We start from the raw sequence: 23,016 nt of genomic DNA, 5'->3' as shown, positions 1-23,016 counted from the left end.
ATCGGGCCTTCGGCCTACGTCCAACGGCCCCCCGGCGGGACGGCCGGCGCCCGGACCTGGACGCGGCGGCGTGAGCCCGGCCCGGCCGACGGACCCGGCCGGGCCGCCGGGACGGCCGGGAAAACGTCGGTGCGATCTTCTAGGCTGAGCCCCATGGCACGAGCTAATGACGCTGTGGCGGCCGCCCTGGAGGAATACGCCGAGCTGTTCGCGATGACGGGCGGCGACGCCTTCCGGGTGCGCAGCTACCAGAAGGCGGCCAAGGCGATCGCGGGCTTCCCCAACGACATCGCGGCCACGGCCGTGCGGAGCGTGCCGGGGGTGGGCGAGGCGATCGCCAAGAAGGTCGAGGAATACCTCGAAAGGGGGAGCTTCCGCCAGCTCGACGACCTGCGCGGGAAGGTCCCCGGCGGGGTGCGGAGGCTGACCCGGATCGCCTCGCTCGGGCCGAAGAAGGCGGTCTTCCTCTACCAGGAGCTCGGCATCGACTCCCCCGAGGCCCTCGCCGAGGCCATCGGGCAGGGGCGGCTCAAGGGCCTGAAGGGCTTCGGCGCCAAGACCGAGGAGAACCTGCTCAAGGGGATCGAGCAGCTCGAGCGGGACGGCGCCAGGGTGCACACCGGCGTGGCCATGCGCCTGGCCGAGCGGATCGTCGCCTCGCTGGCCGCCGAGCGGATCGCCCACGCCGGATCGCTGCGCCGGATGAAGGACACCATCGGCGACATCGACATCCTCGCCGTCGGCCCGGTGACCCTGATGGACGACTTCAAGGCCATGCCCTACACCGCGGAGGTCATCGCCTCGGGCGAGAAGAAGACCTCGATCCGCACCGTCGAGGGCGTCCAGGTGGACCTGCGCGTGGTCCCGGCCGGCTCGTGGGGCGCCGCGATGCAGTATTTCACCGGGTCCAAGGAGCACAACGTCCACCTGCGCGAGATCGCGGTGAAGAAGGGCTGGAAGCTCTCCGAATACGGCCTGTTCGACGGTGACCGGGTGATCGCGGCCGAGCACGAGGAGGACATCTACCAGGCGCTCGGCATGCCGTGGATCCCGCCGACGCTGCGCGAGGACGGCGGGGAGATCGCCGCCGCGCTCCGGGGCGAGCTGCCCGCCCTCGTCACCGTCGGCGACCTCCGGGGCGACCTGCACACCCACACCGACCTGACCGACGGCATCGCCTCGCTGGAGGACATGGTCGCGGCGGCCGGCGCGCGCGGCTACTCCTACTACGCGGTGACCGACCACGCCCCCGACCTGGCGATGCAGCGGATGACCCTGGACAAGGCCCTGGAGCAGCGCGAGCGGCTGCGCCGGCTCCAGGGAGACCACCCGGGCATGCGGCTGCTGCACGGCTCGGAGCTCAACATCGCCCCCGACGGCTCGGTCGACTGGCCCGCCGAGGTGCTGGCGGGCTTCGACGTGTGCGTGGCGAGCGTGCACTCGCACTTCAGCCAGCCGCGCGAGGAGATGACCCGCCGTTTCATCGCCGCGTGCGAGAACCCGCACGTGCACATCATCGGCCACCCCACCACTCGCAAGATCGGCGGGCGCCCGCCGGTCGACGCCGACTGGGACGCGGTGTTCCGCGCCGCCGCCCGCACCGGCACCGCGATGGAGATCGACTCCTTCCCCGACCGCTCCGACCTGCCCGCCGATCTCGTACGGCTGGCCCGCCACCACGGAGTGAAGTTCTCCATCGACAGCGACGCCCACGCGGTCCCCCACCTGGACAACCAGCGCTTCGGCGTCGGCCTCGCCCAGCGCGCCTGGCTGACCGCCGACGACGTGATCAACACCTGGCCGCTGGATCGGCTGCTAGCCTTTCTGGATCGCTGACAGTCACATGATCCTCACTCCCCCTTCGCAGATTACATGGTTTTTTGGTAGGAAATAGATGTAGGGGAAGGGGAGGCGCCGCATGCCGTACGAGGACCTGAACGACGAGGCCGTTCGCCACCGCACCCGCGCCGGGCAGCTCGCCCGGGGCGGGCGCGACGGGGGTGGGCACGACCGGGGCGGGCGCGACCGGCTCCGGCTCGCGGCCGTCGACGGGGAGCCGGTCCCCGCCGGCGGTGTCACGGGGATCGTCAAGCCGCTGCCGCCGGAGACGTTCATCGGGCACGGGACGAACGCCGAGATGCGCTGGGAGGCGATGCGCGGCGTCGGCTACCACGTCTCCAACGACCGGTTCTTCGTACGCAACCACACCTCGACCCCGATCATCGACGCGGCGACCTGGCGGCTGGAGCTGCACGGCACGGGGCTGCGCAACCCCAGGAGCTTCGGCTACGAGGAGCTGCTCGCGCTGCCCGCGGTGACGCGGGACGCGGCGATCGAGTGCGCGGGCAACGGCCGGAGCTTCTTCGCCACCCAGCAGGGCCAGGAGATCTCCGGCACCCCCTGGCGGCTGGGCGGCATCGGGGTGGCCCGCTGGCGCGGGGTGCCGCTGGCCACGGTGCTGGAGCGCGCCGGGATCACCCCTGACGCCGTCGACGTCATGCCGCGCGGGCTCGACGCCCCCTACGTGGCCGACGGGGTCGACCACGGCCGGGTGCGCCGCCCCATCCCGGTGTCCAAGGCGCTCAAGGACGTGATCCTGGCCTACGAGATGAACGACCGGCCCCTCCCGCCCGACCACGGCCACCCGGTGCGGCTGATCGTCCCCTCCTGGATCGGCCTGGCCTCGATCAAGTGGGTGGGCGACATCGAGGTCTCCACCTCACCGCTGACCTCGCCGTGGAACACCGAGTTCTACCGGATGTTCGGTGCCGCCTACCCGCCCGAGGGCAGCCCCCCGCTGACCACCCAGGGGGTCAGGAGCGCCTTCGAGCTGCCCTGGCACGCCACCCTGGCGGCCGGGCGGCCGTACGTGCTGCACGGACGCTCCTGGTCGGGCAACGGCCGGATCGCCGGGGTGGAGGTGAGCTTCGACGGCGGCGCCACCTGGCACCGCGCCCAGCTGCGCGGCCCGCACGCCGTGCCGGCCTGGACCCGCTGGCACATCACCTGGAACCCCCAGCAGGCCGGCCCGCACACCCTGCTCGCCCGGGCCACCGACGAGACCGGCGTGGTCCAGCCGGCCCGGACCACGCACAACGACTACGGATATCTCTTCGACGCCGTCGTTCATCATCCCGTGATCGTCGTGAACGGATAATCCAGAACCGCCCCGGCGCACCGGCCGCACCGATCACAGGGCAATTCAATACACAACTCTTACTCCTCCGGAAGGGCATTGAATTCTCCCTGCACGGCGCGCGTATCCGGTGATCGGCGGAGGTCCCGCACCGTAATTCACGGCCGGATCATCCGACTTCATCTGAAAGACTCCCAAGGTCGCCCAGACGAAACGAGGTGGTAACCGACCGGAGCGATGATGGCCATCCCCGTCCTTGTCCGCTCTCCATTCGGAGGCTCGATCAATGCGCCAGCTGACCGCACTCGACGCGCAGTTCCTGCACGCCGAATCGGCGACCACCGCGGCTCACGTCGCCGGGGTGGCGATCCTCGACCCGGCCTGGGCTCCCGCGGGCGCCGTCACGCGTGAGGCCCTGATCGAGCTGCTGCGCGGGCGGCTGCATCTCGCCCCGGCGCTGGGCCTGCGCCTGGCCGGCGTGCCGTTCGGCCTGGACCACCCCTACTGGACGGAGGCCGCCGGGCTCGACGTCGCCGACCACGTCTACGAGACGACCCTCCCCCTGCCCGGCAACGAGGCGCAGCTGGCCGAGGCGGTCGCCCGGATCCACGAGCGGCGGCTGGACCGCGGCCGCCCGCTCTGGGAGATGCACCTCATCCAGGGCCTGACCGGCGGCCGGGTGGCCCTCTACGCCAAGGTCCACCACTGCGCCGTCGACGGGGTGTCGGGCGCGGAGACCCTGGCCGCCCTGCTGGACCTCACCCCCGAGCCCCGCGTGGTCGAGCCGCCCGCGTCCCCGGCGGCGACCGCCGCCCCCGGGCCGGCCACGATGCTCGCCGCGGCCGTGACCCGGTCGGTGGCCCACCCGGCCAGAGCGCTGCGCTCGCTGGGCAGGATGGCGGCCGACCTCGACGCGATCCCGCTGGCCGGCGCCCTCCCGGGGGCCCGGGCGGTGGCCGCGGCGGCCCGGATGATCCGGGGCCGGACCGGGGAGCTGCCGGAGCTGCCCTCCCTGTCGGTCCCGCGCACGCCGTTCAACGGCCCGATCAGCGCCGAGCGGCGCTTCTCCTACGGCTCGATCCCGCTGGCCGAGGTCAGACGGATCGCCAAGACCTTCGGGATCAGCGTCAACGACGTGGTCATGACACTGTGCGCGGCGGCGCTGCGCTCCTGGCTGCGCGAGCGGGACGCCCTGCCGGACCAGCCGCTGGTCGCCGCCGTCCCGGTCGCGGTCCGCGCCCCGGGCGTCCAGGAGACGGTCGGCAACCGGCTCTCCGTCATGATCGTCCCGATGCCGACCGACGTCTCCTCCCCTCTCGACCGCCTGCGGATCACGGGGCGGACGATGCGCACGGCCAAGCGGCGCTTCGCCGGCTCCCCCGCGACCTGGCTGAGCGAGCTGCCGTCGATGCTGCCCGCGGCCGTCACCGCGCTGGCGACCTCCACGGTCTTCCGGCTGGCCTCGATCGTGCTGCCGCCGATCAACCTGATCGTCTCGAACGTGCCGGGGCCCCAGCTCCCGCTGTATCTGTGCGGGGCCCGGGTGCTCGCCTACTACCCGATGTCGGTGCTGACCGACGTGAGCGGCGGCGTCAACATCACCTGCTTCTCCTACGACGGCTCACTGAACTTCGGCATCCTCGCCTGCCCCGACCGGGTGGAGGACGTGTGGCGGCTGATGGGGCACCTGCAGGAGGCGATGGACGAGCTGACGGAGCTGGCCGGACCCCGTCCGGCCAGGGAGACGGAGATCGAGGCGGTCCCGGCCTGAGACGGCGGAGGCTCAGCCCAGGGCGTGGGCGATCAGCTCGGCGACCGCGTCGGGGTCGATGTGGTGGCCGGTGAGCTGGCAGAGGCTCTCCTGATAGAGCAGGACCGCGGCGAAGGTGACCGCGGCCACCTCCAGCCGGGCGGCGTCGCCGCGCGCCGTGGGCAGCGCCAGCTCCAGCGCGAACCGGGCCCGCCGGATGATCTCGCCGTTCAGCCGGCCGAGCCGGTCGCGGACCGAGCCGTGCGTGTCGGCCTCCCGGAACAGGATGCGGCGCATCGCCGGGGACGCGCTGAGCGGCAGCCGGCGGGCCAGCCGCGACAGGGCCCCGGCCGCGTCGCCGGGGACCGCCTCCACCTCCGGGGCCTCCTCCACGAGCGTGCGCTCGTCGACCAGGGCGACCAGCACGTCGATCTTCTTCGGGAAGTAATGGAAGACGAGCCCTTTGGGCACCCCGGCCAGCCGGGCGATCTCCGCGGTGGGCGTGGCCTCGTAACCGCCCCCGGCGAACAGCTCCTCCGCGGCGTCGAGAATGCGCGTGCGCGTGCCGGGATCCGAGGCGTCGCGCGGACGCCCGGCCCTGCCGGAGCGCTGTCTGAGGCTGCCCACAGCCCGACCATAGCCCCCGGCCAGGCCCGATTTCCATGCCGCCGGGGGGAGAGCGCCGTACGCGCGCCGCATGCCGCACGCCGTACGGAAGGGTCGGTACGGTCATGTAGTGTTTGAGACGAAATTGTCTCATATGAAACGGAGATGCATGGTGGCCGTGGGCCGCGACCAGATCATCGCCCTGGCGATACAGCACCTGAACGAGGATCCGACCGCCTCCATGGCCCAGATCGCCGAGGCCACCGGGGTCAGCCGCGCCACGCTCCACCGGCACTTCGCCAGCCGGGAGGAGCTGCTGGCCGTCCTCGGCCGCAAGGCGCTCGACAGCTGGGAGCGGGTGCAGCGGCGGGCCGCCATCGAGGAGGCCACCGCCTCCGCCGACCCCGAGCGCGTCACCGCCGCCCTGCGGGACCTGCTCGCCGGCATGGTCGACGACGTGCAGGAGTACGGCTTCGCGCTGACCGAGCACGTGATGACCAAGCTGCCCGGGCTGCGCGAGCGCGCCGACGAGCTGGAGGAGCGCGAGCTCGCGCTCTACCTGGCCGCGCAGCGGGCCGGTGTGCTCCGCCCCGATCTGCCGGTCAGGTGGATCAGCAACACCTCCTACGGCCTCATCATCGCCGTGCGGGAGAGCCTGCGGCGGGGCGACGTCGCGCGCAGGGACATCGAGCGGCTGCTGGTCGAGACCTTCCTGCGAGGGACCGCATGACGCGCGTGTCCGGACGGGGACCGGTGCTCGGCGCGCCGCACCCGCGTCGCTGGGCGGGGCTCGGCGTCCTGTCCGCGAGCCTGCTGCTGGTGGTCATGGACATGACCATCCTCAACGTGGCACTGCCGGCGATCTCCGCCGACCTGAAGCCGGACTCGGTGCAGCTGCTGTGGATGGTGGACGTCTACGCGCTCGTGCTGTCCGGCCTGCTCGTCACGGTCAGCGCGCTGGGCGACCGGTGGGGCCGCAAGAAGATGCTGCTCACCGGATTCGCGATCTTCGGCCTCGCCTCGACCGCGGTGCTGGTGGCCGACAGCCCCGGCGACGTGATCGTCGCACGGGCGTTCCTCGGCGTCGGCGGCGCCATGATCATGCCGTCCACCCTGTCGATGATCCGCACCCTGTTCACCGATCCGCGCGAGCGGGCCACCGCGCTGGGCGTCTGGTCGGCCATGGCCGCGCTCGGCGGCGCGCTGGGCCCGATCCTCGGCGGCGCGTTGCTGGAGAGGTTCAGCTGGCACGCCGCGTTCCTGGTCAACGTCCCGGTGATGGTCGCGGCGGTCGTCGCCGGCCTCCTCCTGCTGCCCGAGTCCCGCGATCCGCGCCCGGGCCGCTGGGACGCGCCGGCCACGGCGCTGTCCATCGTGGGGATGGTCGCCCTGGTGTGGGCGATCAAGCACTTCGGCAAGGAGGGGTTCGGCGATCCCAGCGCGCCGATCTCCCTGGCCGTCGCGGTGGTGACGCTGGTCTGGTTCGTCAGACGCTGCCTCGACCGGCCCGATCCGCTGCTGGACGTCCGCCTGTTCGGCCGCCCCTCCTTCACCGCGGGCACCGTCGCCGCGCTGACCACCTCCGTCGCGATGGCCGGGATGCTGCTGCTGATGGCCCAGTGGATGCAGCTCGTCCAGGGCTACTCACCCCTGGAGACCGGGGTGCGGCTGCTGCCGACCGCGGCCGGCGCGGGGCTGGTCTCGCCGCTGGCCCCTCGCCTGGCCGTCCGGGTCGGCACCAGGACGGTGCTCGCCGGCGGTCTGGCCGTCGCCGGGGCGGGGTTCCTGGTCCTCTTCGCCGCGCCGGCCCCGCTCTCCTACCCGGCCGTGGCCGTGGCGCTCCTGCTGATCGGCGTGGGCATGGGGTCGCTGGCGATCGCCTCGGCGGTCATCATGTCCAGCGCGCCGCCCGAGCGGGCCGGCAGCGCCGCCGCGATCGAGGAGACCAGCTACGAGCTGGGCGGGGCGCTGGGCGTGGCCGTTCTCGGCAGCGTCGCCGCGGCGGTCTACCGCGGCGGGCTCGCGCCGCCCGAGCCGGCCATGGCGGGCGTGACCGGCCGGGCCGCCGAGGTGGCCCGCGAGTCGCTGGGCGGGGCGCTGGAGGTGGCCGGAGGCGCCGGCCGGGCCGGGGCCGAGCTGGCCCGCCAGGCCCAGGCCGCCTTCACCGACTCGCTGGCCGTGACCGGCGCGGCCGGCGGCGGCCTCATGCTGGCCGCCGCCGTCGCGGTGTGGCTGCTCACCCCACGCGACATGGACCTGTCCGGCGGCCACTGACCGTCCCGGCAGCCCCCTGGCCACCCCGTACGGCACGCGCTGCGGGCCGGCCCCGCCGGGCGGGTCCGCCCGGCGGCTCATCCGGCGCCGATCGCGTCGAGCAGCATCGGCAGCGCGCGGCGGAGCTCCCCGTTCCAGTAGGTCATGTTGTGACGCCCGCTGTAGAAATGGGTCTCGACGGGGATGCCCAGCTCCTTGAGCCGGCCGGTGAAGGATCTGGCCGCCCGGTCGGCGAGCTCCTCGGTGATGTCACCGAAGAGCTCGCCCTCTCTCTTACGGCCGTCGCCGGCGGCCACGTAGAGCCGGACCCCGCGGAGCCTGCCCGCCAGGTGGTAGGGGTCGTGGGCCCGCCATATCCCGCGGTCGTCGTGGGGGTCGCCCCAGATGCGCTTCCAGTCGGTGCCGAAGCAGCCCGCGGTGGTGCCGAGCATGACGGCCAGGTCGACTCCCGGCATGAGGGTGTGCACGGCCCCGCTGAAGGAGGCCGCGGCCCGGAAGTTCCCGGTCGCGGCGTAGAGCATCGCCCCCTGACCGCCCATGGAGTATCCGGCGACGGCCCGCTCCCCGCTCGCGGCGTAGCGGCTCTCCAGCAGGGGCAGCAGCTCCTTCAGATGGTAGGTCGCCCACCGGGGCGGACCGCCGTCGCCGCCGTTGTACCAGTCGGAGTAGCTGCCGCACTTGCCTCCGTCCGGCATCACCACGATGACCTGCGCGTCCTCGGTCAGCTCTTCGATGTCCGACTTCGACCATGCCTGGTAGCCGTCCAGTCCCCCGTGGAGCAGCCAGAGCGTCGGCCAGCTCCGGCCGGAGTCCTTGGACCATCCCTCGGGCAGCAGCAGCCGGACCGTGGTGACGCCGTCGAGGGCCGGGGAGCGCAGGGTCAGCTCCATCCTGCGTCCGCCGAGCCGCCGCTCCTTGACCACCTCGGCGCCGCCGGAGGTCTTCAGCGGCTGGGCGGAGGTGGGAGAGGCGGCCGGCGCGGGGGCCGGGTGGCGCAGGTTGACGGCCAGGGCGATCGCGGCGGCCACGAGCAGGACGCAGAGCCCGCCCACGATCACAGCGCCGATGAGGAGTCCGCGTAGCCGTGAACCGGGTGCCATGAGAGCCTCCGACCGTCCTTATTGACGCCGGACATAATAATTGCCCGGCAGCCTGCCGGGATGCCCGCTGAGTGCGCGATTATTCAGCCAATAAGCTGACGGCCATGAGCATTTCTGAGCTGAACCTTTTCCCCCTCTGCCTGGGGGGCAACGTATTCGGCTGGACCGCCGACCGCGACGCCTCGTTCGCCGTCCTGGACGCCTACGCGGAAGCGGGCGGCAACTTCATCGACACCGCCGACGTCTACTCCGAATGGGTCCCCGGGCACTCCGGCGGGGAGTCGGAGACGATCATCGGTGAGTGGATGGCCTCTCGCGGCAACCGCGACCGGGTCGTGGTGGCCACCAAGGTCGGCTCGCTGAGCGGCCGTCGCGGCCTGTCGGCGGCCAACATCCGCGCGGCGGCCGAAGACTCCCTACGCCGCCTGCAGACCGACCACATCGATCTGTACTGGGCGCACATCGACGACGCCGAGACCCCGCTGGAGGAGACCCTCGGCGCGTTCGACTCCCTGATCCGCGAGGGCAAGGTGCGCAACATCGGCGCCTCCAACTACGGCGCCGAGCGGCTGGCCGAGGCTCTGGCGATCTCCGAGCGGGACGGCCTGGCCCGGTACGGGGTGCTGCAGCAGCACTACAACCTGCTGGAGCGCGACTACGAGGGCGCGCTACGCGAGGTGGTCGCCGCGGCGGGGCTGACCAGCACACCGTACTTCGGCCTGGCCCGCGGCTTCCTGACCGGCAAGTATCGGCCCGGGGTCGAGGTGGACAGCCCCCGCGCCGGTCAGGCGTCGGCCTACCTGGCGACCGAACGCGGGCCGCGGGTGCTGGAGGCCCTGAGCAAGGTGGCCGCCGCCCACGACGTCGCCCCGGCCGCCGTCGCGCTCGCCTGGCTGGCCGCCCAGCCCACGGTGGCCGCGCCGATCGCCAGCGCCCGCAGCGTCGAGCAGCTCAAGCCGCTGCTCGCGGTCGCCGGGCTGACCCTGCGGGACGACGAGCTGGCGATGCTGGACGAGGCCTCCCGCTAGCCGCCGCGGTGAGGATCGCCGGCCGGCGCCGCCGTACGGGGTGTCCGGCCGGCGCCGCCGCGTGATGTGGGCCCGGCCGTGGCACGGGTGAGGGGCCCGGCCGTGGCACGGCCGGACCCCTCACCCGCGTCCCCCGGATCGACCGGCCCGGCGCCGGCCGACCCGCTCAGTGCTGGACGGCCTTCTCGGCGCCGATGCCGGTGAGGGAACGGACCTCGATCTCGGCGTACTTTTCGGCGCTGTACTCCTTGCTGAGCCGGGTCCCGATGATCCCGGCCAGGAAGCCGAGCGGGATCGAGACGAGGCCGGGGTTGCTCAGCGGGAACCAGGCGAAGTCCGCGTCCGGGAACAGCGAGGTGGCGCTGCCCGACACGACCGGCGAGAAGATCACCAGGACCAGCGCGGAGACCAGGCCGCCGTAGATGGCCGAGACCGCGCCGGCGGTGTTGAACCGCTTCCAGAACAGGCTGAACAGGATCGCCGGCAGGTTGCCGGAGGCCGCCACCGCGAAGGCCAGCGCGACCAGGAAGGCCACGTTCTGCCCCTGGGCGAGGATACCGAGCCCGATGGCGACCGCGCCGATGACGAAGGAGGAGATCCGGGCGACCAGGATCTCCTCCTTCTCGGTGGCGCCGCCGCGCTTGAACACGTGGGCGTACAGGTCGTGGGCGAAGCTGGAGGAGGAGGCCAGCGTCAGACCGGCGACCACCGCCAGGATCGTGGCGAAGGCGACCGCCGCGATGAGCGCCAGCAGGATCGTGCCGCCGACCTCGCCGAAGATGGCCTGGCCGACCGCCTCGGCGAGCATCGGCGCGGCGGTGTTGCCCGCCTTGTCCTGTGCCGCGATGGCCTTGCCGCCGACCAGCGCCGCGGCGCCGAAGCCCAGCACGAGGGTGAGCAGGTAGAAGGCGCCGATGATGCCGATGCCCCACAGGACCGACTTGCGGGCCTCCTTGGCGGTGGGCACCGTGTAGAAGCGGATCAGGATGTGCGGCAGGCCCGCGGTGCCGAGCACCAGCGCCAGGCCCAGGCTGATCAGGTCGAGCTTGCCCGCCAGACCCTGCGCCTCGGTGCCGTACTTCCCGCCCGGGTTGAGGAACGCGTCGCCCTTGCCGCTCTGCGCGGCGGCCTCGCCGAGCAGAGCCGAGAGGTTGAAGCCGTACTTGCCGAGCACCAGCAGGGTGATCAGGGTCGCGCCGCCCATGAGCAGCACGGCCTTGACGATCTGCACCCAGGTGGTGCCTTTCATCCCGCCGACGACCACGTAGATGATCATGAGCAGGCCGACGCCGACGATGGTGAGCGCCTTGCCGCCGGGCGAGGTGACGCCGAGCAGCAGGCCGACGAGCGCGCCGGCGCCGACCATCTGGGCCAGCAGGTAGAAGATCGACACGACGATGGTGGAGACGCCCGCGGCGGTGCGGACCGGGCGCGGGCTCATCCGGAAGGCCAGGACGTCGGCCATGGTGAACTTGCCGGAGTTGCGCATCAGCTCGGCGACCAGCAGCAGCGCCACCAGCCAGGCGACCAGGAAGCCGATCGAGTAGAGGAAGCCGTCGTATCCGGACAGGGCGATCGTCCCGGCGATGCCCAGGAAGCTCGCGGCCGACATGTAGTCGCCGCCGATCGCCAGGCCGTTCTGGGCGCCGCTGAAGGACCGGCCGCCGGCGTAGTAGTCGGTGGCGCTCTTGGTGTTGCGGCTGGCCCAGAAGGTGATCACCAATGTCCCCGCGACGAAGAGCAGGAACAGGATCGTCGACAGTGTCTGGTGGCTCATACGACCTCTTCCTCCACGGTCTCTTCCTCCACCTCGTGACGGATCTCGTCGGCCACCGGGTCAAGCTTCTTCTCGGCGTATCGGGAGTAGGCCCAGGCGATCAGGAACGTCGACACGAACTGGAGCAGACCGAAGATCAGCGCCACGTTGATGTTGCCCAGCACCTTGGCGCCCATGAAGTCACGCGCCCAGGCGGACAGCACCACGTAGAGCAGGTACCACGCCAGGAACGCCGCGGTCATCGGGAAGGCCCACGACCGGAAGCGCCGCTTCAGCTCCTGGAACCTCGCGTCACCCTGAATCTGTTCGTAGACAGATGAATCATGTTGCCTGGCGGTCACATGACCTCCCATGAATGTGATCTGGATCACGGCCAACGTAGGAGGGACCGTACCCCGGGAGGAGACCCGGGGACGGACTCTTCGCCCAGGTGGCGCCGGGTCGCGGTCAGTTGGGCATGACTTGCGGTGAAAGGTCCATCCGGTGCGGTGAACGGTCCACCGGTCCAGGACGGCCTCCGTCGAGAACGGCGTGTCGCCGGGGTTCCGTGGGCGGGCTGGGGGGATGGTCTACCCATGGTCCATCGAGGGTGAAAGGGGACACCATGGAGGAGGAACTGGCCAGGTTGACGGGCCTGCTGTACGAGATGGGGCTGCTCAAGCGTTACCGGCGCACGGGGTGGCTGGTCGCGGGCGTGCGAGACCCCGAGAGCATCGCCGACCACTCCTTCCGGGCGGCCGTCATCGCGACCGTGATCGCGGCGATGGAGGGCGGCGACCCCGAGCGCGCGGCGTTCATGAGCCTGTTCCACGACTCCCAGGAGACGCGGATCACCGACATCCCCTACCTCGCCAAGCGCTACCTCAAGACGGCCTCCAACGAGGAGGTCACCGCCGACCAGACGCGCGGCGTCCCCTCGGCCGTCGCCGAGGTCATCGGCGGCGCGGTCGGCGAGTACGAGGAGAAGACCAGCCTCGAAGCCCGCTGCGCCCGCGACGCCGACAAGCTGGAATGCCTCATCCAGGCCGTCGAGTATCGGGAGCAGGGTCACCGGACCGTCCAGCCGTGGATCGACAGCTCGCTCGCCGCCCTGCAGACGGCCTCGGCGAAACGCCTCGCGGAGGAGGCGCTCCGTACCGGCCCGCTGGAATGGGTGACGCACGTCCTCAACGGAGACCCGGGCGCCTGAGCCGCGCGCGGCGACAGGCACGGACCGCCGGCGCCGCGGACGGCCGCTCCGCATCGGGCCGGATCCGGCGCCTGTCCGGGAGCGCGGGACCCCTCGTCCTCCCTTCCGGTGCCTGTCCGGGAGCGCAGGCCCCGGTGCCTGTCCGGAGCGCAGGCCCCCTCCTCCCTTCCGGTGCCGCCGCCGTCTCCGGCGGCGGTCCGGGCCAGGAGGGGCGGTCCGGGCCGGGAGGGGCGGTCCGGGGGCTAGGAGGGGCGGTCCGGGGGCTAGGAGAGCAGACGGCCCCAGTTCGGCAGGGAGGCGGTCATGCCCGCCGTTCTCAGGCTGTGCCAGAGCGCGGCCTGGTTGGAGGTGACGACCGGCAGGCCCAGGTCCCGCTCGAGCAGTTCGATGGCCTCGATGGAGCGCAGGCCGTTGCCCACGACGGCGATCCCGTCCACGTCGGCCGAGATCGACCGGCGGACCTGGTGGTAGAGGTCCTCGGGCCGGACGTGCCGCTGGCCCTGGCTGTCCCAGATCTCCCACGGCTGCAGCTCCCGCCACCCGATCCCCAGGTCGAAGGGGAGCGTCCCGGCGACGTGGAAGCCGGCCGCGGCGAAGTACCGCTCCGCCTCCTGAGCGATGGCCGCCTTGAACCAGGGAGGGATGACCAGCAGGGGGCGTTTGACGTCCAGCTCCCGCATGGCGGTCACCAGCGCCTGCGCCGCCGTGATGACGGGCGTGCCGTGCGCCTTGCGGGAGGCCTCCTGCGCGAACCGCTCGTCGAAGCCGGGTCCGCCCAGGAAGCTGCCGGTGACGAAGCAGAGGCAGATCGCGTCGAGGCCGATGTGACCGAGCTGGTCGAGGCCGCGGGCGATGTCCGGGGACTCCGCCACCGCCGTGCCGGGCCTGTCGTAGGCGTCGGTCCCGGCCTGGCGGGGGCTGGCGAAGCGGGCGGCGTGGACGGTCACCCCGGCCGGCGCCATCGCCCAGAACTCCGATTCGGGGACGGGGTCCTTGTCGATGACGAGGATGCCGAAGCGTGCCCGCCACCCCGAGCTGTCGGTGCGCTCCTTGGCCCGGTGCGGGCCGGCCAGGTCAGTCATCGCCGCCTCCCACCCGGACGGAGGGAAGGGAGGGCGCGCGCTCCGTGCTCGCCGGCGCCGGAGGGGGCGGCCCGGGGTCCGCCTCCGCCGGGGGACGCGGGCGGAGCGAGGCCAGGCGGTTCTCGGCGGCGGCCAGGCCGATCAGGACGGCCACGACGCCCACCACCATGTTCCAGGTCACCGTGTCGCCCAGGAGCAGGGTGCTGGTGAGCATGCCGACCACGGGGACCAGGTAGTTCACCGCGGAGGCGGAGGTGGCTCCGAGGTCGCTGATGAGCCGGAAGTAGAGCACGTAGGCCAGGCCGGTGCCGATGGCGCCCAGGATCACGATGCTCGTGACCACCGGCCAGCTGAGCGTGGGGGTCTGCCAGGGCGTGAAGGGCAGCACCGCCCCCTGCAGCAGGGTCGCGGCGACGAGCTGCGAGGCGGCGAGCGCGAGCGGGGCCAGGCCGTGCTGCAGGAGGAAGCGCCGGACGTAGACGGTCTGGGCGGCGTAGCAGGCCGCGGCCCCCAGCACCGCGAGCTGCCCGGTCAGGGATCCGGCGTCGCTGTTCCACGGGGCGATGATCAGGACCACTCCGGCGAATCCCAGCAGGAAGCCGGCGAGCTTCCGCCGGGTCGTCTTCTCCGACGGCAGCAGGATCCACACGGCCACGAGCGTGAGCAGCGGGAGCGCGGCGATGATCACACCGGCCATGGCGGCGCTGGTGTAGCGCTCCCCCCAGGCCAGCAGGAGGAAGGGGGCGACCATGCCGAGGATCGCGGCGACGGCGATGTGTCCCCAGATGGCGCCGAAGGCCGGGATCCGCACCCGGCGCAGGCCCACGAAGGCGAGCAGGACCACGGCCCCCAGGACGATCCGGACGAACACCAGCAGGGCCGGCGTCAGCCCGTCGAGCGAGATCTTGATAAAGGTATAGCTCCCTCCCCAGATGAGCCCGAGGAGGAGGAACTGCAAGACACTCGAACGTTTCATCTCAATTCTCTCTCTTGGTGGTGTCGGAGGCTCTGCCGCTCAGGGTGTGTCCCGTGGCCCCTGCCGCCTGCCGCGGCCGGCCGGACGGCCGCCCCGCCACGCCGTCCGCCCATGACCGCGTCATGAGCGCCCGCGCCCGGGTGGGGCGGCCGTCCGGCCGATCCGCGCTGGGGTGGAGATCCATGGAGCGCGTCCCTAGACGAGGGCCAGCTCGGGGATGCTCGCCAGGCCGTGGTCGAGGACGTCGTCGGAGAGGGCGTCGTCCGGCAGCGTGCCGGCGAAGTACCGCTCGTAGGCGGAGAGGTTGAAGTAGCCGTGGCCGGTCAGGCCGAACAGGATCGCCCGGGACTCGCCCTCCTCCCGGCACCGGATCGCCTCGTCGATCGCGACGCGGACCGCGTGCGTGGACTCCGGCGCCGGCAGGATGCCCTCGGCGTGCAGGAACTGCACGCCGGCCTCGAAGCAGCTGGTCTGGGTCACCGCGACCGCCTCGATGTGCCCCTCCTCCACCGCCCTGCTGACCAGCGGCGCGATGCCGTGGGCGCGCAGCCCTCCGGCGTGCACGGGCGGCGGGACGAACGTGTGGCCCAGCGTGTGCATGCGGTACAGCGGCGTCAGGCCACCGGAGTCCGCGTAGTCGTAGGCGATGCGGCCCCGGGTCAGCGTCGGGCAGGCGACCGGCTCGACGGCGACGATCCGCAGGTCCCGGCCACCGCGCAGTTTCGCGCCGAGGAAGGGGAACGACAGACCCGCGAGGTTGCTCCCGCCGCCCGAGCAGCCGATCACGATGTCGGGGTAGTCCTCGGCCAGCTCCATCTGGCGTATCGCCTCCTGCCCGATCACCGTCTGGTGCGCGCAGACGTGGTTGCTGGCGCTGCCGCGCGTGTAGGCCGCCTCGGGGTTGTCGAAGACCGTCTGCAGCGCCTCGGACTTGGCGACGCCCAGGCTCCCGGGATGGTCCGGGTTCTCGGCGAGGATCGCCCGGCCGGCCTCGGTCTCGGTGCTCGGGCTGGGCACGCAGGTGGCCCCGAAGGTCTCCATGAGGGCACGCCGGTGCGGGTTCTGCTGGTAGCTCACCTTCACCTGGTAGACCTTCGCGGACATGTCGAAGAGCTTGGCGGCGAAGGCCACCGCGCTCCCCCACTGACCGGCGCCGGTGTCGGCGACCAGCAGCGTCTTGCCGGCCTCCTTGTTGTAGTAGGCCTGGGCGATGGCACTGTTGGGCTTGAAGCTGCCGGTGGGCGCGTCGCCCTCGTACTTGTAGTAGATGCGCGCGGGGGTCCCCAGAGCCTGCTCGAGCCGGCGGGCGCGGAACATGGGGGTGGGCCGCCACTGCGCGTAAACCTGCCGGACGGGCTCGGGGATCTCGAACTCCCGCTCCTTGCTCAACTCCTGCTCGATGAGCGCATCGGGCATCGTCCGCTTCATGTCCTCCCGGGTGATCGGCTGACCGGTCCGCGGATTGATCGGCGGCGCCATGTCGGGCAGATCGGCGGCCAGGTTGTACCAGGTCTGCGGAATATCGGCCTCGGTGAGCTGGTACCTGACTCGATTAATCATCAAAAGCTCCAGTCATCTGAAACAAAATTACGAAAGGAAAAAACCGGTCTGCCGTGCCCTACCGCGCCGCGGCCTCCTCCACCAGGGAGCCCTCCTTGGTGGTGTGCGAGCTCTGGAAGAGCCGGGGATGAGCCTCACGGATCCCGTTGACGACGAGCTCGTAGGGGAAGTCGTCGAACTCGCCGTGCCAGTGCACGAATTCCATGTGCCGGCGGCCGTCCTCGTCGAAGGGGTGGTAAACGCTGTCGGCCGTGCCGTCGAATTCGAGCGGGGCGATGCGATACAGGCGGCACAGCGTCTTGTTGAACACCGGCGTGGCCTTGACCCAGCGCCCGTCCAGATTGACCTGGGTCAGGCTGTGGAAGCGGAAGAGGTCACCGCCGACGAGCTCCCTCAGCCGGTCCGACGCCAGGTGGTTGCGCACGTCGCCCATCACGATGCGGCTGGGGATCCCGACGGCCCGCAGCGCGGTCGCGTAGACCAGCGACTTGTGGACGCAGAACCCGCTCCCCCTGTCGATGATCGCGCTGGCCTTGAGGCCGGCCCGCGACAGGTCGCTCCCGTAGACCTCGTAGCGGATCCCGTCGCGGACCGCGTAGTACAGCTTGATGGCCTTCTCGTTGGGGCCGAGCTCGGCGTCGCCCAGAGCCCGTGAGACGAATTCGCGCACGGTGGAGGACTCGTGGTCGAGGAATTCGGTCGGCCGGCAGAGTTCGTCAAGCTGAAGAGTCATTTCGTCTTCGTCCTTGTCCTGTAGAATTGGTTGGCTGATTCTCAGAGGCCCATCATCGCGGCCACTCGATTGCGCTGGATGTCGGTCGTCCCGGAGTAGATGGTCCCGCCGACGGCGTTTCTCAGATCCCTTTCCAGGCCGAATTCCGCCATATATCCGTTGCCGCCGAAGATCTGCACCGCGGCCAGTGCGGAGGAGAGGTTGGCCTCGCTCGCGAGCAGCTTGCTGATGGCGACGTCGACGGTGACGTTCTCGTTGTTCATCAGGCGGGAGGCGGTTTCGTAGAGCCATCGGCGCGCGTTCTCCACGCCGATCTTCATGTCGACGATCTTGTTGGCGATCGACTGGAACGAGCCGATGGGCTTCCCGAACTGGGTCCGCTGCTTGGCGTAGTCCACGCACCGCTCCAGACGGTGCTGCATCTCCCCGACGTTCACGATGAAGGAGCAGAGGATCTCCCACTTCATCACGTGGTCGAGCACCAGGAATCCGGCCCCCGGGCGGCCGATCACGTTGGCCGCCGGGACCGCGCACTCGTCGAAGAAGAGCTCGGCGATCGGAGAGGTCTTCAGCCCCATCTTGTCGATGGGCTTGCCCACGGTGAGGCCCGGCGTGTCCCGCTCGACGAGGAAGGCTGTGATGCCCAGCGGCCCGCCGTCGGGATGGGTGCGGGCGTAGACCACGAACAGGTCGGCGACGGGGGCGTTGCTGACGAAGGTCTTGCTGCCCGACAGGATCCACCGGTCCCCCTCGCGCCTGGCGGTGGTCCGCATCTTCAGCGCGTCGGAACCGCTGTCCGGCTCGCTGATGGCGTGCGCGCCGATCGTGGTCCCGTCGCAGACGCCCGGCAGGTAGCGGGCCTTGAGGTCGGCCGATCCGAACCGCTGGAGGGGCACTCCGGTGCTCACCATGTGGGTGGTCACCGAGAAGCTGAGGCCGCCGTCACGGGAGCCGTGGCCGAGCCCCTCCAGGACGTACATGGTGGTGAGCAGATCCTGGCCGAGGCCGCCCCACTGCTCCTCGAACGGGAGCGACAGGATCCCCGACTCGCGGATGATCTTCCATTTGTCTCCGTCGAAGACGGCGTTCTTGTCCCGCTCCAGATGGCCGTCGTTGAGCGCCGTGAACCATTGGGCGAGTCCGTCGCGCAGGTCGCGCTGGTCTTCGGTCCACTTGACCATCGCTGCCTCCTTTCTTGCCGGGTAGGAGTGTCTTGCCGGGTACGGATAGGAGTGTCTTGCCGGGTAGCAGTGGGACCCCGGCGGTGACCGCCGGGAGTCCCACTGCGGGCGGGTCCTGGTAGGTGACCGCCGGGAGTCCCACCGCGGGCGGGTCCTGGTAGGTGACCGCCGGGAGTCCCACCGCGGGCGGGTCCTAGTAGTGGGAGAACTCCGCGGCGTCCAGGCTGTGCCGCTCGTCGCCTCTGAGCGCGGGAGAGAAGACGCAGACCAGCCGCAGGTCCTCGTGGGGAGAGGCGATGAGGTAGTGGGCGTCATGCAGGTCAAGGGCATAGATCGTCCCCGGTGTGATCGGGTAGGAGTTCCCCTGGAGGTCGATCACCTCTCCGCTGCCCTCGATGCAGTAGCACGCTTCCAGGTGGTTGCGATACTCAAGATGGGACTTCGTCCCGGCGTAGACGATGGTGTCGGTGAGGGTGTATCCCATTCCGTCCGACTCCAGCAGGAAACGCCGGCTCAGGCCGTTCCCCCAGTCGACGGTCTTCGACTCGTTGAGGTCTCGAACGATCATGATTTCTGCTCCTTAGTCTGTGCGTTCAATGTCCGTTCATTTGATCCGCGCGCCGATGTCCGCATTGATGGCGCGCCGTCCGTTCACCTGGTCTGCGGGCCGCCGCTCATCCGGGCCGCGGGGCGCCGCTCATTCGGATCGACTGTCGTGCCGGCCCGGATTCAGGCCCGGCCCGCCGTGTCGACGAGGGCCGATATCCTGTTGATCGTCCGGAAGTTGTCCGGGGTCAGTTCGATCGTGTCGGAATCCAGCTGGAACTGGATCTCCAGCCATTCGATGACCCGGAGCAGGCCGAGACTGTCGACTATCCCGCCGTTCAGCAGGTCGTAGTCGGAGTCGAGCTCGCCGGCCCCCACGTCGGGCAGAAATTCACTCAGAATGAATTTCTTGATGGTCGTCGCATTGTCCATTTCATGCCGCCTCTGTCTGGATGGATTTGATGTGGTTACGATCGATCTTTCCTGTGGAGGTCCTGGGGAGCGGACCGTCGACGATCTGCACCGTCGAGGGGATGCCCGCTCCGGGGAGCCGGCCGGCGCAGTGCCGGCGGATCTCCAGGCTGTTCAGCCCGCTGTCGGGACGCCGCCGGAGAGCGGCGTGCAGCCGGTGGCCCGCCCGGGGATCGGGGATGGCGACCACCGCCGCCTCCAGGACCTGGCCGTGTGCCAGGAGCGCCTGTTCGACCTCCTGCGTGTTGACCCGCTGACCCCGGATCTTCACCTGGAAGTCGTTGCGCCCCTCAAGCGTGAGCCGGCCGTCCGGGTGCCTGCGCACCAGGTCTCCGGAGCGGAAATAGCGCCGGCCGTCCGGCCGCCCGGGATGCTCGACGAACTTGTCGTCGAGTGAGGCGTTGAGGTATCCGGTGGTCTGGAACGGTGTGGTCACATACAGCTCACCCGTCCCCGGACCGGTCAGGACTCCGCCGTCATCGGTCACGAGCAGGGCCTCCACCCCGGGCAGCGGCTCCCCCAGGGGGAGCGGGGAGAGCCGCTCCGACTCGACGTCCACCCGGTGGATGAAACTGTCGTTGGTCTCCGTGCAGCCGTAGAGGTTGTAGAAATTCGCCTCCGGGAACAGCTTGGGCAGCTCCGCCAGGCATCCCGGCTGTATCGCGTCGCCGGTGAAGATGACGTGCTGGGTGGCGTACACCTGCTCGCCGGTCTGCCTGGCGGCGTCCGTCAGCAGCCCGTACAGCATGGGCACCGCCTGGATGACGTCCACCGGGTGGTCGGCCAGCAGGTCGAACAGCGAGCGGGCGTTCGTGGCCTGGTCCGGATCGACCAGCACCACGCAGCCGCCCTGCTTGAGCGTCGCCCAGATGTCGAGCAGGCACAGGTCGAAGTTGAGGGGGGCGTAGTTGAGCACGGAACGGCCGGGGCCGAGGTCGAACCGGTCGTGCGCCCAGTCGGCGAACCGGTCGACCGCCCCCACCGTCAACGGGACGATTTTGGGCAGTCCGGTGGAGCCCGAGGTGGTGAGCATGAACGAGACCTGGTCCGGGTCGTCCGGTCCCACCGGCGCCGCGGCGGAGCCCGGGGATCCCGGCTCCACCCGCATCACCTGCGCGACCATGCTCTCCCGGGCCGCGTCCCAGTTGTCGTCCGGCGACACCACATGCGTGCAACGGGCCTGCGTGAACAGCCCGCGCAGCGTGCTCTCCGGCAGACCGGGCGACGGGACGAGAAAGCTCCGGCGGTCCAGCATGGCACCGAGGAGCAGACCGATCGCCCTCGGCGACTTACGGGCGAGAATGCCCAGTGGACCAGAGCTCAACTCTCTTACCTCGGAATATGCTCCCCACATCATGTCGCACAACTCGGCGTAACTCGTCTCTTTCCCGCACCATATCAACGCGGGCGCGGTGGGACGTATCCGTGCGTGCTCGATCAGTTTCGTGATCACCGAAGCCGTTGGCTCCATGGACTCTCCAACCTCCTCACATAAATAGCCGGCGTCGCCTCGCGTCCGCGTAGCCGATGAATTTCCAACCTCGGGCTCCCAGAAATGCGGCGGCATCTCATAACGGGACCCGGTCCGACACCGCTCCGACATTGAAGTCGGCCGGGCAGGTGACTGAGATGTTCATTTTCAACTCCTCTCCTCGGGCTGTGGTTGTTTCTGTTCTCGCACAACCAACTCTGCGCCCACCGGCATTCACAGACCAGATATTCCGGTGTCAGCATGCTGTCCGCGGCTGACCGCTTCTTGCCAGGCGGCCGCGGAACGGCCCGTGACCTGCGCGGACAGGCAAAAAGCCGGGCGCGTTACGGTTATCCGCCATACGGCTCGGCGGCCCGCCCCCATGGTGGGCGGGCCCGCCGCTGCCTAGCGTTGGCCCACATGATCAGCCTCAGGGGATTGAGCAAGCGCTACGGCGACCGGACGGCCGTCGACGACCTGTCACTGGAGTTGAGACCGGGCACGGTCACCGGCTTCCTCGGGCCGAACGGGGCGGGCAAATCGACGACGATGCGCATGATCCTCGGCCTCGACCGCCCGACGGCGGGCGTGGCGCTGGTCGGGGGCCTGCCGTACCACGAGATCAGGGACCCGCTGCGGACGGTCGGCGCGCTGCTCGACGCGCGCGCGGTGCATCCGGGGCGGAGCGGGCGCGCGCACCTGCTGGCGCTGGCGCGCAGCAACGGCATCGCCAGGAGCCGGGTGGAGGAGGTCCTCGAAACGGTCGGGATGGCGGGCGCGGCGGGCAGGCGGGCCGGCGCGCTGTCGCTGGGCATGAGCCAGCGGCTCGGCATCGCGGCCGCGCTGCTGGGCGACCCCGAGGTACTGATGTTCGACGAACCGGTCAACGGCCTCGATCCCGACGGCGTGCGCTGGATCCGCCACCTGATGCGCTCGCTGGCCGACGAGGGCCGCACGGTCTTCGTCTCCAGCCACCTGATGAGCGAGATGCAGTTGACCGCCGACCACCTGGTGGTGATCGGCAGGGGCCGGCTCATCATGGACGCGCCGCTGGCAGAGGTGATCGCACGCAGTTCGCTGACCGCCGTGGTCGTCCGCAGCCCGCACGCGGGAGATCTCTCCGTACGGCTGAGCGCCGCCGGGATCACCGTGGAACGGCGCGGCGAGAACGAGCTGGTCGCCACCGGCACCGGCCTTGAGCAGGTCGGCGACCTGGCGCACGAGGCGGGCATCCGGCTGCACGAGCTGAGCGCGCGCGAGGCCTCGCTGGAGCAGGCGTACGAGGAACTGACCGCGGGCAGCGTGGAGTACGGCGCGCCGAGAGCGAGGGTGTGAACGATGGGCGCCAAGGAGTTGGGCCACGTGATCGGGGCCGAGTGGACGAAGCTGTGGTCGGTCCGCTCGACCTGGTGGTGCCTGGCCTGCGCGGCCGCGCTCATGGTTCTGAGCGCGGTGACGCTGGGCGGCGCCATGGCGACCGACAGGCTCCGCGACGGCGGGACACGCTTCCCCGCGAGCGAGCCGGTGATCTCGGCGACGGCGTTCACCCAGTTCGCACTGGTCACGCTGGCGATGCTGGTGATCACCTCGGAGTACGCCTCCGGCGGCATCCGCACCACGCTGCAGGCGACGCCGGTCCGCGGCCGGCTGCTCGCCGCGAAGGCGCTGGTGATGGCGCTGGCGATGTTCGCGACGGGGGTGGTGTCCGGCGGCGTGGCGACGGTGGTCACCTACGCGGTGCTGTCGGCGGGTCCGTTCGGCGGCTACGCGGCGCTGCCACCCGCCGAGACCGCGCTCGACCTGCTGCGCCTGGGCGTCTTCTCCGCCCTGGTGTCGGTGATGGCGCTCGGCGTGGGCACCGCGATGCGCAGCGCGGCGGGCACCCTGACCGTGGTGTTCATGCTGCTGATGGGCCTGCCGTTCATGCTCCTGATGGCCGGTGGCCAGGCGGCGCTGGAGGCGTCGCTGCGCATGCCGATGTTCGCGGGGCTGGCCTTCATGGGCAGCGCCGAGAACATGACCGGCGGCCCGATCCCCTACCCGGCCGGTGAGGGACTGGCCTGGCTGCTCGCGTGGGCGGCGGCCGCGGTGGCGGCGGGCTACGCGGTGCTGCGCCGGCGCGACGCCTAGACTTCG

21 protein-coding genes are annotated in these 23,016 nt (G+C 70.8%); 9 read left to right on the top strand and 12 right to left on the bottom strand.

Annotated elements, in window-relative coordinates; all coding sequences use genetic code 11:
* Positions 1-153: 153 nt before the first annotated feature.
* The 3 genes from polX to J2S55_RS31400 all read left to right on the top strand — a co-directional run bounded on the left by polX (position 154) and on the right by J2S55_RS31400 (position 4,907).
* The gene (polX, locus tag J2S55_RS31410; RefSeq protein ID WP_306868337.1) at positions 154-1,836 is read left to right on the top strand and encodes a DNA polymerase/3'-5' exonuclease PolX; all 1,683 of its coding nucleotides are present in this window, start codon (positions 154-156) and stop codon (positions 1,834-1,836) included.
* An 82-nt stretch (positions 1,837-1,918) separates the two neighbouring features.
* On the top strand, positions 1,919-3,157 hold the full coding sequence (locus tag J2S55_RS31405) for a sulfite oxidase (protein WP_306868335.1): 1,239 nt from the start codon (positions 1,919-1,921) through the stop codon (positions 3,155-3,157).
* Between the two features lie 265 nt (positions 3,158-3,422).
* Complete coding sequence (locus J2S55_RS31400; protein WP_306868333.1) at positions 3,423-4,907, top strand: WS/DGAT/MGAT family O-acyltransferase; 1,485 nt, start codon at positions 3,423-3,425, stop codon at positions 4,905-4,907.
* 12 nt (positions 4,908-4,919) lie between these two features.
* Here the strand turns inward: J2S55_RS31400 and J2S55_RS31395 are convergent, their stop codons facing one another.
* Positions 4,920-5,513 carry a TetR/AcrR family transcriptional regulator gene (locus J2S55_RS31395; protein ID WP_306868332.1) on the bottom strand — a complete coding sequence of 198 codons (594 nt, stop codon included), beginning with the start codon at positions 5,511-5,513 and terminating at the stop codon, positions 4,920-4,922.
* A gap of 133 nt (positions 5,514-5,646) precedes the next feature.
* Here J2S55_RS31395 and J2S55_RS31390 point away from each other — a divergent pair, with 133 nt between their 5' ends.
* On the top strand, positions 5,647-6,222 hold the full coding sequence (locus J2S55_RS31390) for a TetR/AcrR family transcriptional regulator (protein ID WP_306868330.1): 576 nt from the start codon (positions 5,647-5,649) through the stop codon (positions 6,220-6,222).
* Entirely contained in the window at positions 6,219-7,766 is a 1,548-nt protein-coding gene (locus J2S55_RS31385) for an MFS transporter (RefSeq protein ID WP_306868327.1), read from the top strand. Before J2S55_RS31390 ends, J2S55_RS31385 begins: the two co-directional genes overlap by 4 nt.
* Positions 7,767-7,843: 77 nt before the next feature.
* Here the strand turns inward: J2S55_RS31385 and J2S55_RS31380 are convergent, their stop codons facing one another.
* A complete protein-coding gene (locus J2S55_RS31380; protein WP_306868325.1) occupies positions 7,844-8,866 on the bottom strand; it encodes an alpha/beta hydrolase in 1,023 nt (340 codons plus the stop codon).
* Between the two features lie 104 nt (positions 8,867-8,970).
* Here J2S55_RS31380 and J2S55_RS31375 point away from each other — a divergent pair, with 104 nt between their 5' ends.
* On the top strand, positions 8,971-9,894 hold the full coding sequence (locus tag J2S55_RS31375; RefSeq protein WP_306868324.1) for an aldo/keto reductase: 924 nt from the start codon (positions 8,971-8,973) through the stop codon (positions 9,892-9,894).
* Positions 9,895-10,060: 166 nt separating this feature from the next.
* Here J2S55_RS31375 and J2S55_RS31370 read toward each other — a convergent pair whose 3' ends face one another.
* Both J2S55_RS31370 and J2S55_RS31365 read right to left on the bottom strand, forming a co-directional pair.
* Positions 10,061-11,671, bottom strand: a complete 1,611-nt coding sequence (locus J2S55_RS31370) for a monocarboxylic acid transporter (protein WP_306868321.1) — start codon at positions 11,669-11,671, stop codon at positions 10,061-10,063.
* Complete coding sequence (locus J2S55_RS31365) at positions 11,668-12,012, bottom strand: DUF485 domain-containing protein (protein ID WP_306868319.1); 345 nt, start codon at positions 12,010-12,012, stop codon at positions 11,668-11,670. The genes J2S55_RS31370 and J2S55_RS31365 overlap by 4 nt, the downstream gene beginning before the upstream one ends.
* A 263-nt stretch (positions 12,013-12,275) precedes the next feature.
* Here J2S55_RS31365 and J2S55_RS31360 point away from each other — a divergent pair, with 263 nt between their 5' ends.
* Positions 12,276-12,860: an HD domain-containing protein gene (locus tag J2S55_RS31360; RefSeq protein ID WP_306868318.1), complete on the top strand. Its 585-nt coding sequence runs from the start codon at positions 12,276-12,278 to the stop codon at positions 12,858-12,860.
* 263 nt (positions 12,861-13,123) lie between these two features.
* Here J2S55_RS31360 and J2S55_RS31355 read toward each other — a convergent pair whose 3' ends face one another.
* From J2S55_RS31355 to J2S55_RS31320, 8 genes are all read right to left on the bottom strand, one after another.
* Complete coding sequence (locus J2S55_RS31355; RefSeq protein WP_306868316.1) at positions 13,124-13,942, bottom strand: maleate cis-trans isomerase family protein; 819 nt, start codon at positions 13,940-13,942, stop codon at positions 13,124-13,126.
* Complete coding sequence (locus tag J2S55_RS31350) at positions 13,935-14,918, bottom strand: DMT family transporter (RefSeq protein WP_306868314.1); 984 nt, start codon at positions 14,916-14,918, stop codon at positions 13,935-13,937. Before J2S55_RS31350 ends, J2S55_RS31355 begins: the two co-directional genes overlap by 8 nt.
* A 195-nt stretch (positions 14,919-15,113) precedes the next feature.
* Complete coding sequence (locus J2S55_RS31345) at positions 15,114-16,478, bottom strand: TrpB-like pyridoxal phosphate-dependent enzyme (RefSeq protein ID WP_306868312.1); 1,365 nt, start codon at positions 16,476-16,478, stop codon at positions 15,114-15,116.
* Positions 16,479-16,536: 58 nt separating this feature from the next.
* Positions 16,537-17,211 carry a transglutaminase-like domain-containing protein gene (locus J2S55_RS31340; RefSeq protein WP_306868311.1) on the bottom strand — a complete coding sequence of 225 codons (675 nt, stop codon included), beginning with the start codon at positions 17,209-17,211 and terminating at the stop codon, positions 16,537-16,539.
* A gap of 41 nt (positions 17,212-17,252) precedes the next feature.
* The gene (locus J2S55_RS31335; RefSeq protein ID WP_306868309.1) at positions 17,253-18,392 is read right to left on the bottom strand and encodes an acyl-CoA dehydrogenase family protein; all 1,140 of its coding nucleotides are present in this window, start codon (positions 18,390-18,392) and stop codon (positions 17,253-17,255) included.
* A gap of 193 nt (positions 18,393-18,585) precedes the next feature.
* The gene (locus J2S55_RS31330; RefSeq protein WP_306868307.1) at positions 18,586-18,960 is read right to left on the bottom strand and encodes an ectoine synthase; all 375 of its coding nucleotides are present in this window, start codon (positions 18,958-18,960) and stop codon (positions 18,586-18,588) included.
* A gap of 161 nt (positions 18,961-19,121) precedes the next feature.
* Positions 19,122-19,370 carry an acyl carrier protein gene (locus J2S55_RS31325; protein ID WP_306868305.1) on the bottom strand — a complete coding sequence of 83 codons (249 nt, stop codon included), beginning with the start codon at positions 19,368-19,370 and terminating at the stop codon, positions 19,122-19,124.
* Position 19,371: 1 nt separating this feature from the next.
* A complete protein-coding gene (locus J2S55_RS31320; protein ID WP_306868303.1) occupies positions 19,372-20,880 on the bottom strand; it encodes an AMP-binding protein in 1,509 nt (502 codons plus the stop codon).
* 420 nt (positions 20,881-21,300) lie between these two features.
* On the opposite strand from J2S55_RS31320, the gene J2S55_RS31315 reads away from it, so the two are divergent.
* Positions 21,301-22,215: an ATP-binding cassette domain-containing protein gene (locus J2S55_RS31315; protein WP_306868301.1), complete on the top strand. Its 915-nt coding sequence runs from the start codon at positions 21,301-21,303 to the stop codon at positions 22,213-22,215.
* A gap of 3 nt (positions 22,216-22,218) precedes the next feature.
* Positions 22,219-23,010 (top strand): ABC transporter permease, encoded by a 792-nt coding sequence (locus J2S55_RS31310; protein WP_306868299.1) that lies wholly within the window; start codon positions 22,219-22,221, stop codon positions 23,008-23,010.
* Positions 23,011-23,016 lie beyond the last annotated feature (6 nt).

The sequence above is a fragment of the Streptosporangium brasiliense genome, from assembly GCF_030811595.1.
GTDB classification, from domain to species: Bacteria; Actinomycetota; Actinomycetes; order Streptosporangiales; family Streptosporangiaceae; genus Streptosporangium; species Streptosporangium brasiliense.
Note: the sequence above shows the minus strand (reverse complement) of the source record. Positions and strands in the feature narration are given on the sequence as shown.